The 12415-nt window shown below is 74.0% G+C and carries 10 protein-coding genes, 1 tRNA gene and 2 rRNA genes; 6 read left to right on the forward strand and 7 right to left on the reverse strand.

Annotation, left to right across the window (positions count from 1 at the left end; genetic code table 11):
* Positions 1 to 2 precede the first annotated feature (2 nt).
* The 4 genes from treZ to KVS67_RS04475 form a co-directional block, all read right to left on the reverse strand.
* The gene (gene treZ, locus KVS67_RS04460; protein WP_217564767.1) at positions 3 to 1994 is read right to left on the reverse strand and encodes a malto-oligosyltrehalose trehalohydrolase; all 1992 of its coding nucleotides are present in this window, start codon (positions 1992 to 1994) and stop codon (positions 3 to 5) included.
* Complete coding sequence (gene treY / locus KVS67_RS04465) at positions 1991 to 4471, reverse strand: malto-oligosyltrehalose synthase (RefSeq protein WP_095695339.1); 2481 nt, start codon at positions 4469 to 4471, stop codon at positions 1991 to 1993. Before treY ends, treZ begins: the two co-directional genes overlap by 4 nt.
* 62 nt (positions 4472 to 4533) lie before the next feature.
* Positions 4534 to 5019 (reverse strand): hypothetical protein, encoded by a 486-nt coding sequence (locus tag KVS67_RS04470; RefSeq protein ID WP_063190217.1) that lies wholly within the window; start codon positions 5017 to 5019, stop codon positions 4534 to 4536.
* A gap of 36 nt (positions 5020 to 5055) precedes the next feature.
* Positions 5056 to 6099 carry an aldo/keto reductase gene (locus KVS67_RS04475; RefSeq protein ID WP_217564768.1) on the reverse strand — a complete coding sequence of 348 codons (1044 nt, stop codon included), beginning with the start codon at positions 6097 to 6099 and terminating at the stop codon, positions 5056 to 5058.
* A 65-nt stretch (positions 6100 to 6164) separates the two neighbouring features.
* On the opposite strand from KVS67_RS04475, the gene KVS67_RS04480 reads away from it, so the two are divergent.
* From KVS67_RS04480 to KVS67_RS04500, 5 genes are all read left to right on the forward strand, one after another.
* The gene (locus KVS67_RS04480; RefSeq protein WP_123244020.1) at positions 6165 to 7067 is read left to right on the forward strand and encodes a fumarylacetoacetate hydrolase family protein; all 903 of its coding nucleotides are present in this window, start codon (positions 6165 to 6167) and stop codon (positions 7065 to 7067) included.
* A complete protein-coding gene (locus tag KVS67_RS04485; RefSeq protein WP_123244021.1) occupies positions 7054 to 7794 on the forward strand; it encodes an NAD(P)-binding domain-containing protein in 741 nt (246 codons plus the stop codon). Before KVS67_RS04480 ends, KVS67_RS04485 begins: the two co-directional genes overlap by 14 nt.
* Before the next feature lie 62 nt (positions 7795 to 7856).
* Positions 7857 to 9407, forward strand: coding sequence for a DUF5129 domain-containing protein (locus KVS67_RS04490; RefSeq protein WP_095695337.1), 1551 nt, complete (start codon positions 7857 to 7859; stop codon positions 9405 to 9407).
* Positions 9408 to 9499: 92 nt separating this feature from the next.
* Positions 9500 to 9997: a carboxymuconolactone decarboxylase family protein gene (locus KVS67_RS04495; RefSeq protein ID WP_095695336.1), complete on the forward strand. Its 498-nt coding sequence runs from the start codon at positions 9500 to 9502 to the stop codon at positions 9995 to 9997.
* A 57-nt stretch (positions 9998 to 10054) separates the two neighbouring features.
* On the forward strand, positions 10055 to 10417 hold the full coding sequence (locus tag KVS67_RS04500; RefSeq protein ID WP_217564769.1) for a GNAT family N-acetyltransferase: 363 nt from the start codon (positions 10055 to 10057) through the stop codon (positions 10415 to 10417).
* Between the two features lie 65 nt (positions 10418 to 10482).
* Here KVS67_RS04500 and KVS67_RS04505 read toward each other — a convergent pair.
* Positions 10483 to 10559, reverse strand: a tRNA-Pro gene (locus tag KVS67_RS04505).
* A 131-nt stretch (positions 10560 to 10690) separates the two neighbouring features.
* Between KVS67_RS04505 and KVS67_RS04510 the strand changes: the two genes are divergently transcribed.
* Positions 10691 to 11119, forward strand: a complete 429-nt coding sequence (locus KVS67_RS04510; protein WP_063190221.1) for a hypothetical protein — start codon at positions 10691 to 10693, stop codon at positions 11117 to 11119.
* Between the two features lie 128 nt (positions 11120 to 11247).
* Here the strand turns inward: KVS67_RS04510 and rrf are convergent.
* Together rrf and KVS67_RS04520 are read right to left on the reverse strand one after the other, a co-directional pair.
* Positions 11248 to 11364, reverse strand: a 5S ribosomal RNA gene (rrf, locus tag KVS67_RS04515).
* Between the two features lie 192 nt (positions 11365 to 11556).
* Positions 11557 to 12415: ribosomal RNA gene (locus KVS67_RS04520) — 23S ribosomal RNA — on the reverse strand; the annotation flags it as partial.

Genomic DNA, 12415 nt, shown 5'->3' on the forward strand with positions numbered 1-12415 from the left:
GCTCAGCGGCGCAGGAGCAGGAAGCCGGGGGCCGGGACCGCCGCCGGCACCGTGCCGGGGCCGAGCGGGCCGTGGTCGCCGTGGCCGGCGAGGAGCTCGGCCCGCGTCAGGTCCGCGGGCACGGGCAGCGGCTCCGCGCCGAGGGCGACGAGCAGGACGACGTCGGCGTCCTCGCCGGCGCGGGTGAGGCGCACGTGGCGCCGGGCCGCGTCCACCTCGGCCCGGACGCGGTCGCGGCGAGGGTCGGTGAGCTGGGGCAGCGTGCGACGCAGGCCGATCAGGGTGCGGTAGGCGGCGAGCACGCGCGCTCCCCGGCCGTGGCCGTCCGCGCCGCCCGCAGCCTCCGCCCAGTCCAGCACCGCCGCGTCCCGCGTGGCGGGGTCCTGCGGGTCGGGGACGTCGGCCGGATCCCAGCCGTGCGCGGCGAACTCGCGGCGACGTCCCTGCCGGACGGCGTCCCCGAGCTCGGGCTCGCGGAACGAGGTGAAGAACGGCCACGGCGTCGAGGCCGCGAACTCCTCCCCCATGAAGAGCATCGGCACGTGCGGGCCGGTCAGCAGCAGGGCGGCCTCGGCCGCGAGCGCGCCCTCGGACAGGACGGCCGCTGTGCGGTCGCCGCCGGCGCGGTTGCCCACCTGATCATGGTTCTGGATGCTGGCCACCCACGCATGGTTGGGGATGGTGTCCGGCACGGGGCGCCCGTGGTCACGGCTGCGGAAGGTGGAGCGGGTGCCGTCGTGGAAGTAGGTGCGCTCCATGACCTTGGCCACCGCCTCCAGCGGGGCGAAGTCCGCGTAGTAGCCGTGGGTCTCCCCCGTCGCGGCCACGTGCAGGGCGTGGTGGACGTCGTCGTTCCAGGCCGCGGCGAGGCCGAGCCCGCCGGCCTCGCGGGGCAGCACCAGACGCGGGTCGTTGAGGTCGGACTCGGCCAGGAGGGGCACGGGTCGGCCGGCACGGGCCGCGATCCCGTCCGCGAGCGCGGCCATCTCCTCGAGCAGGTGCACGGCGCGGGCGTCCCGCAGGGCGTGCACCGCGTCGAGGCGCAGCCCGTCCACGCGCATCTCCTCGAGCCAGAAGCGGACGTTGTCCAGGACGAGCCGGCGCACCTCGTCCGAGTCGGCGCCGTCCAGGTTCAGGCCGTCGCCCCAGCCGGTGCCGCCCGGGCCCAGATACGGCCCGAACACCTGCAGGTAGTTGCCGGAGGGGCCCAGGTGGTTGTGCACGACGTCCTGGACCACGCCGAGGCCGGCGGCGTGGGCGGCGGCCACGAAGCGGCGGTAGGCGGCGGGGCCGCCGTAGGACTCGTCGACGGCGAACCACGCCACCCCGTCGTAGCCCCAGTTCCGAGGGCCGGAGAAGGAGTTCACGGGCAGCAGCTCGACGTGGGTGACCCCGAGGTCCCTCAGGTGCGGCAGGCGGGCGATGGCGGCGTCGAGGGTCCCCTCCGCCGTGAAGGTCCCCACGTGCAGCTCGTAGAGGACGGCGCCGCGCAGGCCGCCGCCCTGGGGCGCGGCCGGATCGGACTCCACCCCGGGCGGCCCGGCCCAGCCCTCGTCCGGCCACGCGAAGACGCGGCCGGCGACGTCGCGGCGGGAGGGCCCGTGGACCGTGTCGGGCTGGCGGCGGGAGCGGGGGTCCGGCACGGGGTCCGCCCCGTCCACGCGGTAGCCGTAGCCGGGGTCGGCCGGCGGCTGGGCGGCGTCGAGGCCGAGGGCGGCCAGCGGGTCCTCCGTGGGCGTCCACCAGCCTCCGGCGGCGGGGGCCATGGCCACGACGGCGGCGACGGGCCAGCGGTCCTCGGCGTCGTGCAGGGCGCCGGGCTCGGTGTCGACGAGGACGAGGTCGACGCTCTCGGCGTGCGGCGCCCAGACGGCGTAGGGGATGGCGCGCGCGGCGTCGACGGCGGCCCGCTCGGCCGCGGCGGGGTCCACGGGGTCGGAGCCGATCGGGTGCAGGCCCGGGGCGGGGGCGTCGGCCGGACGGGGCTCGGTCACGGGGCGGTCCTCTCTCGGCGGTCGGACGGGGCGTGCGCCGGGACGAGCAGCGCGACGGGCAGGGTGCTGAGCAGTTCGTCGAGGCGCACGGCGCCGCGCGCGTCCGGGTGGACGGGGTGGCCGGTGACGGCGTCCTCCCACCGCCCGGCCGGCACGGTCACGACGGTCTCGCCCCAGCCACCGGCGGCCGCGAGGCGGACGGGCCAGCGGGTGGCCACGGCGAGCGCCCCGCCCCGGTCGAACGCGATCGCGTGCTCGGCGGCGGGCCCGGAGACGTCGAGCGGGCGGTGGCCGGTGAACAGCTCGGGCCGGTCGCGGCGGGTGCGCAGCACCGCCGCGACGACGGCCAGCTTGGCGGCGGCGGGGTCGTCGAGGCCGGGCGTGTGGCCGGCGTCGAGGCGGTCCAGCAGGTCGGCCCGGGCCGCGAAGTCCACGGGGCGGCGGTTGTCCGGGTCCACGAGGGTGGGGAAGGGCACCTCCGTGCCCTGGTAGACGTCGGGGACGCCGGGGGCGGCGAGCTGGACGAGCTTGTGGCCGAGCTGGACCACCAGGCCGGGCTCGGCGATGCGGTCCGCGACGGCCTGCAGCACGCCCCGGGCAGGCCCCTCGGGGGAGGTGACGGCGGCGGCGAGCGCGGCGAGCCGGGCCTCGAACTCGGGGTCCTGGTCCGTCCAGGTGGTGGCCAGGGCCGCCTCGCGGGAGGCCTTCTGCAGGAAGCCGAGGATCCGCTCCTCCTCCGGTGCGGTGCCGTCCGTGGGCCAGACGCCCACGATGGACTCCCAGAGCAGCCGCTCGGCGTCGGGGTGGCCGAGCGGGTGGAGGCGCCTCAGCTCGGCGAGCTCGGCGGCCCAGCGGTCGGGCTCCTCGGCGAGCACGGCGATGCGGGCGCGCACGTCCTCGCCGCGCTTGGTGTCGTGGGTGCTCAGGGTGGTCATGGCCGTCGGCCAGGCGGCCTGGCGCGCCTGCTGGGCGGCATGGAAGTCGGCCAGGGACAGGGCGACGTGGGAGGGGTCTCCGCCGACCTCGTTCAGATTGGCCCACCGCGTGTACCGGTAGAAGGACCGGTCCTCGACGCCCTTGGCCATCACCATGCCGGAGGTCTGCTGGAACCGGCGGGCCACGGGCGAGTCCGGGTCGGTCAGCTCGGGCCGCAGGTCACCGAGCACGTCGGCGAGGCCCGGCTCCGCCGCGGCCGCGTCCGCCAGCGCACCCTCGAGCACGGCCAGGCCCACGGGCAGGTAGGTGCGGTACACGGGCAGGCGGGCGAGCACGGCGGCGAACGCGGCGGCCACGTCCTCGTCCGGGTGGGCGCCGAGGGCGTGCACGGTGCGGACCTCCCGGGCCAGCCGGGCGGTCTCGGCCGCGAGGGAGCCGGTGGCCACGTCGTGCTTGGCCCGCACCACGGCCTCGCCCCACTCCCGACGACGGCGCGCGTCCTCGGCCGCATCGCCCGCGGCCTCGGGATGCATGAAGACGCGTTCGACCTCGCCGAGCGCGTCGTAGCCGGTGGTCCCGTCCACGGGCCAGTCCGCGGGCAGCGCCTCACCGGGCTCGAGGATCTTCTCCACCACGAGGTAGCCCTCCGGCAGGACGTGGGAGCGCAGGCGCCGCGCGTAGCCGGCCGGGTCCGCCAGGCCGTCCGGGTGGTCCACGCGCAGCCCGTCCACGAGCCCTTCGCGGACCCAGCGGGCGGGTTCGGCATGGACGACGTCGAAGACCTCGGGCTCCTCCACCCGGACGCCCGCGAGCGTGGTGACGGTGAAGAAGCGGCGGTAGTTCAGCTCGGCGTCGCCGCGGCGCCAGCCGACCAGCCGGTAGTGCTGGCGGTCGTGCACGGCGCGGGCCAGGCGGGCCTGCACCGCGGTCGGCTCCTTCGCCGGGTCCGCCGCCGCGAAGACCTCCGCGGCGCGCAGCCCGGTCTCCGCCTCGGCGGCCTCGAGCGATCCGGGGGCGAGGGGGTAGACGTTGTCCCAGTAGCGCAGACGGCCGCCCTCGGCGTCGACGACGAGACGATCCAGTTCCGCGTCCGCGTCCCCGTCAGGGCCGTCCCCCAACACGGGGATGAGCAGGGAGCCGCCGCCGGCCGCCCAGTCCACGTCGAACCACGCCGCATGCGCCGCCTCGGGACCGTGGGTGAGCACGTCCCACCACGCCGGATTGGCCGGGGGCGTGGCCACGCCCACGTGGTTCGGCACGATGTCCACGAGCACGCCCATGCCCGCCTCGTGCGCGGCGCGCGCGACCATGTCCAGTCCCTCGGCCCCGCCGCGGGCGGCGTCCAGCCGCGTGGGGTCCACGACGTCGTATCCGTGGTCGGAGCCGGGCTCGGCCTCGAGCAGCGGCGAGAGGTAGAGCCAGTCCACGCCCAGGCGCCGCAGATAGGGCACGAGCCCGGCCACGGACTCCAGCGGCAGATCCGGGCTGACCTGGAGCCGGTAGGTGGACGCGGGGGCGGAACGGACGGTCGAGGTGCTCACGCGGCGACGCTAACAGAGGCCCCCGACGCGGCATCAGGCCCGACGGACGGCGGCGGACGCGGTCACGGGGCCGGACGCAGCGGCAGGTCCTCGTACTTCTCCGGCGGGTTGTGGAAGATGTCCTCGCCGACGAAGGGCTCGCCCGAGGGGTCGACCAGGACCATCTCGTCCCGCAGGACGGTCCCGTCCGGCTGGGTGAGGTCGATGATGAACCCCGTGCCGGACTGGCGGATGCGCTCGATCGAGGTGTAGCCGTACTTGGCCGTCAGGTTCTGACGCAGCGTGTCCAGCCCCGCCAGGTGCGTCCCCACACCCACGCTGGCCAGCACGGCCGCGACCGCCAGCATCACGGCCCCCACCCGGCGCTGCAGCCGGGTGTTGTCCAGGACGTCCACCTCGGTGTTGCGTCCGTGCTCGTCAGCGTGCCGCCGGTGCCGGCGCTCGCGCCAGATCCCGGCGGCCAGCAGGATGCCGCCGACGACGAGCGCGAGGGCGGCCGCCCAGTAGGCGAGCCAGGGGGTGAAGAGGTTGACGGGCGCGAAGGTCATGCCCCCAGTGTGACATCCCTCACGTCCGCGGGCCGCTCAGGGCAGGCCGGCACCGCGCACCGCGGTCCACAGGCGGTGCCACTGCGCGGAGTCCATCGCCTCGGCCGCGGCGGCCGCCTCGGCGCACGCGGCGACGCGCTCCGGGTCCTGGGTGCCGATCACGGGCCGCACGCCCCACGGCAGGCGCAGCAGCCACGCGAGCACCACGGCCTCCCGACTGACGCCCAGCTCCGCTGCGACCTCGCCGACGACGCCGGCCGCGCCGTCGTCGCCGGAGCTGAACCGGCCCTGGCCCAGCGGCCCCCAGGCCTGCAGCTCGATCCCCTCGGCGGCGCACACCGGGCCGAGGCGCCCGGCGTCGGCGTCCGCGGGGGCGTCCGGGTGGTTGGCGAGCACGACCGCCTCCACGAGGGTGCGGTGGTGCAGGCCGAGCTCGACCTGGACGCACGCCAGCCCGGTCCCGTCCGCCGCCTGGCTCTCGAGCTCGCGCTGGAACTCGAGGACGCGGCCCACGCCGAGGTTGGAGACGCCGAGCTTGCCGACCAGGCCCGCCTCTCGCGCGTCGAGGAAGGCGCGCACGGTGTCGGCCACGGGCGTGAGGACGTCGGGCCGGTGGATGATCAGGGTGTCTACGCGCTGCTCGCCGAGGCGGGCCAGCGAGCCCTCCAGCGAGGCGCGCACGTGCTCGGGCGAGGAGTCGTAGCGGGTCAGGCGCCGCCCGGCCGGGTCCGTCTCGTGCAGGACGATCCCGCACTTGGTCTGCACCTTCAGGGCGGAGCGCTCCTCATAGGGCAGCTCGTGCAGCAGCCGGCCGACGGTCTCCTCGGAGCGGCCGGCCCCGTAGATGTCCGCGGTGTCCAGCAGATCGACGCCGGCCTCGATCCCGGCGCGCAGGGCGCGGCGGGCACGCTCCACGGCCGCCTCGGCCTGCGCTGCGCCCGCGGGCCCCTCCGGCCCCGCCCCCGGATCGGCGCCCGGGGGCGGCGGGGGAACGGACCCCCAGGCCATGGTCCCGAGGACGATCGGGGTGGCCGGGGTCGGGTCGGGGTCGAGCGGCGGATGCGTGGGGGCTGTGCTCATGGCCTCACCGTCTCACGTCCGCCCGCCCCGGGTCCGGACCCGCCGCCCTGTGATGGGATGGGTCCATGAAGCTCGCCACGTTCCGCCAGCCCGACTCCGACGCCGCCTACCCCGGCGCCACGTTCGCCGCGGTCATCACCTCCGTGCACCCCGAGGACCCCGAGGTCGCCGTGCGCGCCGTCGCCCTGCCGGACTGTCGCGACGTGGGCGAGTACCTCACCGCCACGCCGCAGGAGCAGCGGGAGATGGTGGAGGGCGCCCTCCGCGCGGCGCAGGCCGACCGGTCCCTCCTGCTGGACACCTCCGGCCTCGTCTACGACACGCTCGTGCCCTTCCCCACCAAGGTGTTCTGCGTGGGCCTGAACTACACGAACCACATCGACGAGACGGGCCTGGAGCGCCCTGAGCATCCGACGCTGTTCGCGAAGTTCCCGCAGTCCCTCACGGGTGCACTGGACCCGATCGAGGTCCCCGAGGAGGACCACCGGGTCGACTACGAGGGCGAGCTGTGCATCGTGGTCGGGGAGCCGGGCCGACGCATCGCCGTCGAGGACGCCCCGGAGCACATCGCGGGCTACGCGGTGGCCAACGACATCTCCATGCGCGGCTTCCAGGGCCGCACCTCCGAGTGGCTGCAGGGCAAGGTGTGGGAGGCCTCGACGCCCGTGGGTCCGTGGCTGGTCACCCCGGACGAGTTCCCGGCGGACGCGCGCGTCCTCACGCACGTCAACGGCGAGCTGCGTCAGGAGGACCGGGTCGCCGACGTCGTCTTCTCCCCCGCCGAGCTGGTCTCCTACGCCTCGCAGCTGATCACCCTGAACCCGGGCGACCTGATCCTGACCGGCACGCCCGCGGGGGTCGCCCTGGCCCGCCGTGACGCCGAGGGCCGCCGCCCGTGGCTGCGTCCGGACGACGTCGTCGAGGTGGAGATCACCGGGCTGGGACGCCAGCGCAATGAACTCGTCTGAGGCGGCGCCGGCGGACGCCCTGCCCCGCGTCGTCGGCATCCTCGGTGCGGGGCGGGCGGGCACCGCGCTGGCACGGGCGATCGCGCGCATCCCCCGCCTCTCCCCGGGCACGGCCGCCCCGCGGGTGATGGTCGCGGGCACGCGGCGCCCCGCGGCGGTCCAGCGCCACCTGACGATCTACGCGCCCGAGGCCGTCGCCGTGTCGGCCGAGGACCTGGCGGCGGAGGCGGAGCTCGTCGTCGTGGCCGTGCCGCGCGAGGCGCTCGACGACGTCGACCCGCTCGCCCTCGCCGGGCCGGCCACGCGCGCCGTGGTGGACCTGACGAACACGTGGGGGGACGAGCCGGTCCCGGCGTGGCTCGACGACGACGGGTCGCCGGGCACAGCCCGGATCGCCGCGCGCTGGGCCGCCGCGGGGCTGCGCGTGCCCATCGTGCGCGCGTTCTCGGAGATCTCGCACCACGACCTGGAGGACGCCGGGCGCGCCACGGCCCCGCGTCGCGCCCTCGCGGTGGGCACCGAGCCGGCCGACACGGCGCCCGAGCCGGCCGCGGTCGCCGCCGCGCGCGACACGGTGGTCGCCCTCGTCACCGCGATGGGCTTCGACGCGGTCCCCTACACGGGCCTCGACCGGGCCGGGGTCCTCGAGCCGGGGGCGGCGGGATTCGGCACCGCGCACGACGCCGGCCGGCTCGCCGCGCTGCTCGCCGACGCGCCCACCGGCTGAGGCGCGCCACCGGCCGCGGTGCCTACGCTGGGCGGGACCGCCGACCCTCCCAGGAGGCCCCCGTGACCCGTCCGACGCACCGCACCGCCCGCCGCACGCTCACCGCGGTCGCCCTGTCCGCCGCCGCCCTCACCGGACCGGCGGCGTCCGCCACCGTCGTCGCCCTGCCGGTCACGGCGGGGGTCACGGGCGCCGCCGCGCCGCAGGCCCACGCCGTGGCCTGGGACCAGGTGGAGCTCGTGGATGACGCGGGCGTGATCGACCTCGCCCAGCTGCGCCGTGACCTGGCGGGGATCGAGTTCCGGGAGCCGACCCGCGTCGCCGTGGTCACCGAGCGCGGCCCGGACCTGTCCGCACTGGACGACGACCGCGCGTCTCAGGCGTTCAACGGGCGGGTGCTCGAGCGGGCTCGCGCGGAGCACCCGGACTGGCTCAGCGCGGACGGCCAGAAATGGGCCGACGGCCTCGTGATCGTGGCGCTCGACCCGGACAACCGGTTGATCGGGGTGTACGTGGGCGAGGACCGGATGCTCAGCACGGACCGGCTGCGGGAGGTGCGCGAGGCCGGACACGAGGCGGCCCGTGCGGCCCGGTGGACGGACACGGTCGTGGAGGTGACGGACGCCGCCGCAGAGCTGATCGGGCGCCCCTGGTGGCAGGCTCCCGAGCTGTGGTTCGGCGCGGGGATCGTCGGTGTGGCGGGCGGTGGCGCCGCGGCCGCGGCACTCGCGAGCCGACGGCGTCGCCGCCGCCGGACGGCCGACCTGCTGGCCGAGGCCCGCACCCACCTGACCCCCGTCACCCTGGAGATGGACACCACCGAGGTGAACGCGTCCACGGTGCCCGAGGACTCGCCCCACGCGGCCGCGCTGATGGAGCGCTTCCGCAACTTCCGGCGCCAGGCGCTCGATGCGTCGGCGGAACTGGACCGCCTCGAGGCCCTGCCGGAGCGCAGCCTGCATCGCACAGAGCACGCCCGGGCCGCGGAGGACGTCCGGGACCGCGCCCGTGAGCTCGACCGCCTCGACGACGCCGTGGCCGCGGCGAACACCTTCCTCAACCGCCACGCGGGGTGGCCGTCGGCGTGGGACCAGCAGACCGCCCCGCTGCGGGCCGACCTGGACGCCGTCGGCACGCTGGCCTCCTCCGTCGGCTCCGCCGGAGCCGTCCGGTCCGCCGTCGCGGCGCTGGAGTCCTTCCGCGCCGAGGCCCAGGACCGGCTCGAGGCGCTGGGTGCGGACCTGCAGGACGACCGCCTGACCCCGGCCGCGGCGTTGGACGAGCTGGACGCGCTGCGGCGTCGCCTGACCGGGCTCGTCTCCGCCCTCGCCGACGCCGAGGTGGCGGCGTTCGGCAAGGACGAGGCCGAGCGTGAGCTGCTGCGCGACGAGCTGCGCTCGCACCGTGGCCCGGCCCGGTCCGCGCGCGGCTCGATCCTGGACTCCGCACTGCCGGCGGATGCCTACTGGACGGTGGTGGCCTTCACCACGGGCCACCAGGCCGGCGAGCGGTCCGTCCAGGACCATCGCCAGGCGCAGTCCAGCTCCTCCGGGACCGGCTACGGATCCTCGGGCGGCTCGTTCTCCGGGGCGGGCTCGTCCGGCCGATTCTGAGCCGATCGGGGCCGGATCTGAGCCGGAAGCTCGTCCGGGCCGGGCACCCGGTCCCTGGCCCACCGTTCCGTTCTGCGAGACATTGAAGGACCATGACCGCCGCTGACACCCCCGAACCCCGCCAGAACCCCCTCGCGTTCTTCCTCGACAAGGCCGTGCCCGAGGCGTGGCACGCGGTCGGGCCGCTGGTCTCGGCCGCGCGCGCCGCCGCCGAGCAGGCCGGGCTGGACCGGCAGCTCGTGGAGCTCGTGAACCTCCGGGTCTCCCAGCTCAACGGCTGCGTGTTCTGCCTGGACCGGCACACCCGCCAGGGCGCCGACGCCGGTCTGAGCGTGCAGCGCATGGGGCTGCTGCCGGCGTGGCGTGAGGCAGGGGCCGTGTACTCGGAGCAGGAGCGCGCCGCGCTCGAGCTCGCCGAGGCGGTCACGGACCTCCCCGAGCAGGAGCAGCTGAACTACGTGCAGGCCTCCACGGCCGCCGTGCTCACGGACGCCCAGTACGCGGCCGTGCAGTGGGTCGCGATCGTGATGAACCTGACGAACCGCATCTCGATCCTGTCCCATCACCCCGTGCGGCGCCGGGACGGCTGACCCCTTCCCCGTCGTCGGCCCGGCGGCGGGGTCCACCCAGGAACGAGAGGATCGACCATGTCCGAGCAGACCCCCAGCCTGGAGCACCCGCAGGTCCGCAAGAACGGGGAGAGGTACGAGATCGTCGTCGATGACGCGGGCACGGTGGCCGGCTTCACGGTGGCGATCGACGACGACGCCGCCGACGGCCCGGCCCAGCGGATCTTCCCGCACACCAAGGTCGACCACCAGTACGAGGGCCGGGGCCTGGCCTCGAACCTCGTGCGCGAGGCGCTGAAGGACACCGTGGCCGCGGGCCGCCGGATCGTCCCCGTGTGCCCGTACGTGAAGGACTGGGTGGACGAACACGACGACGTGGCCGGCGAAGTGGACCCGGTGCGCCCCGAGCATCTGGAGTTCCTGGAGTCCCGCCAGGACTGACGCACCGCACCCGGTGAGCACCCGGAGACGAGAAGAGCCCCCGCCGATCCGGCGGGGGCTCCTTCTGGTCGGGGTGACAGGATTTGAACCTGCGGCCTCGTCGTCCCGAACGACGCGCGCTACCAAGCTGCGCCACACCCCGTTGGAGGTCTCAGACCTGAATCCAACAGAGACCGACTATACCAGCCACACCGGGTGCCGCCAAACCGAGAGGCGGGGCAGAATCGCACGCGTGAGACCTCTGCGCACCCGACGAATCCGAGAGAGGCCGGCATGAGCTGGTGGCCGTTCTCGCGTTCCTCCGCGAACCCCTCGCCCGACGACGACGGCGCCCCGGCCGCTGCCGAGCTCGAGGAGGCCGTGGCCGCCCTGCGACGGCTGTTGCGCGCGGAGCGGCACCGACTGCGCCCGGACAGCTGGGCCCTCGCGTGGGAGATGGTCGAGCACGCCGCCGAGTACAGGCCGGCCTGGGCTCGCCTGCAGCGCACACGGCCCGTGGAGACCCAGGAGCTCGTGCTCGCCCTCACCGGGCGCTTGGAGCCGCTGCTGTGCGACTTCCTCGCTCTCCCCGACTCGGAGAAGCCCACCCATGCCGACGCCGTGCACGCGCGCCTTCGGGAGCAGAGCACGGAGCACGGCCGGCTGCGCCGCCGGCTCACCCGCGCGCTCACGGCGCGGCTGCGGGCCGGCGAGGAGCTCTGAGCGCCGAGGGGGAGGCACCCCGGAACGCAGAAAGCCCCGTGCAGATCGCACGGGGCCGCCCGGTGAATCCTCCCGGGAATGCGGGAAGGGCCTCGCACACAACGGTGCGAGGCCCTCCCTCAAAGAATGTCCGGCGGCGACCTACTCTCCCACAACCTCCCGGCTGCAGTACCATCGGCGCTGTGGGCCTTAGCTTCCGGGTTCGGAATGGAACCGGGCGTTTCCCCCACGCTATGACCGCCGTAACCCTAACCCCACACCACCACCCTCAACACGGGCAACAGCAGGGAAACCTACGGGTCACACAACAGTGACACTATTCAACTCAAAACACATCAACCACCCACCAACAAGCAGACAGCCGGTTGCAATCAGACAACCGCACAGTGGACGCGAACACCAACCCATCACCTTGAAGCAAGCAATAGGATAAGAGTGTGTGTAAGTCATCGGCCTATTAGTACTGGTCAGCTTCACGAGTCTTCAGTCCTCGCTTCCACATCCAGCCTATCAACCCAGTGTTCTAGCTGGGGGCCTCACACCCTCAAAGGGGCAAGGAAATCTCATCTCGAAGCCGGCTTCCCGCTTAGATGCTTTCAGCGGTTATCCATCCCGAACGTAGCTAATCAGCCATGCACCTGGCGGTACAACTGACATACCAGAGGTTCGTCCGTCCCGGTCCTCTCGTACTAAGGACAGACCTTCTCAAATTTCCAACGCGCGCAGAGGATAGGGACCGAACTGTCTCACGACGTTCTGAACCCAGCTCGCGTACCGCTTTAATGGGCGAACAGCCCAACCCTTGGGACCTACTCCAGCCCCAGGATGCGACGAGCCGACATCGAGGTGCCAAACCATGCCGTCGATATGGACTCTTGGGCAAGATCAGCCTGTTATCCCCGAGGTACCTTTTATCCGTTGAGCGACGGCCGTTCCACAACGAGCCGCCGGATCACTAGTCCCGACTTTCGTCCCTGCTCGAGCTGCCACTCTCACAGTCAAGCTCCCTTGTGCACTTGCACTCGACACCTGATTGCCAACCAGGCTGAGGGAACCTTTGGGCGCCTCCGTTACACTTTAGGAGGCGACCGCCCCAGTCAAACTGCCCACCTGACACTGTCTCCCGGGTCGATAAGCCCCGTAGGTTAGAATTTCAATACAGTCAGGGCGGTATCCCACCAGCGCCTCCACCGAAGCTAGCGGTCCGGTTTCAATGGCTCCCGCCTATCCTGTACAAACTGGACCAAAATTCAATATCAGGCTACAGTAAAGCTCCAGGGGGTCTTTCCGTCCTGT

This window comes from Micrococcus sp. GbtcB5 (assembly GCF_019091605.1).
GTDB classification, from domain to species: Bacteria; Actinomycetota; Actinomycetes; order Actinomycetales; family Micrococcaceae; genus Micrococcus; species Micrococcus luteus.

Excerpts from the sequence above, each read along its gene's own strand:
- KVS67_RS04470 (WP_063190217.1), bottom strand. The coding sequence starts at position 5,019 with ATGACCTTCGCGCCCGTCAACCTCTTCACCCCCTGGCTCGCCTACTGG.
- KVS67_RS04475 (WP_217564768.1), bottom strand. The coding sequence starts at position 6,099 with ATGAGCACAGCCCCCACGCATCCGCCGCTCGACCCCGACCCGACCCCG.
- KVS67_RS04480 (WP_123244020.1), top strand. The coding sequence starts at position 6,165 with ATGAAGCTCGCCACGTTCCGCCAGCCCGACTCCGACGCCGCCTACCCC.
- KVS67_RS04485 (WP_123244021.1), top strand. The coding sequence starts at position 7,054 with ATGAACTCGTCTGAGGCGGCGCCGGCGGACGCCCTGCCCCGCGTCGTC.
- KVS67_RS04495 (WP_095695336.1), top strand. The coding sequence starts at position 9,500 with ATGACCGCCGCTGACACCCCCGAACCCCGCCAGAACCCCCTCGCGTTC.
- KVS67_RS04500 (WP_217564769.1), top strand. The coding sequence starts at position 10,055 with ATGTCCGAGCAGACCCCCAGCCTGGAGCACCCGCAGGTCCGCAAGAAC.
- KVS67_RS04510 (WP_063190221.1), top strand. The coding sequence starts at position 10,691 with ATGAGCTGGTGGCCGTTCTCGCGTTCCTCCGCGAACCCCTCGCCCGAC.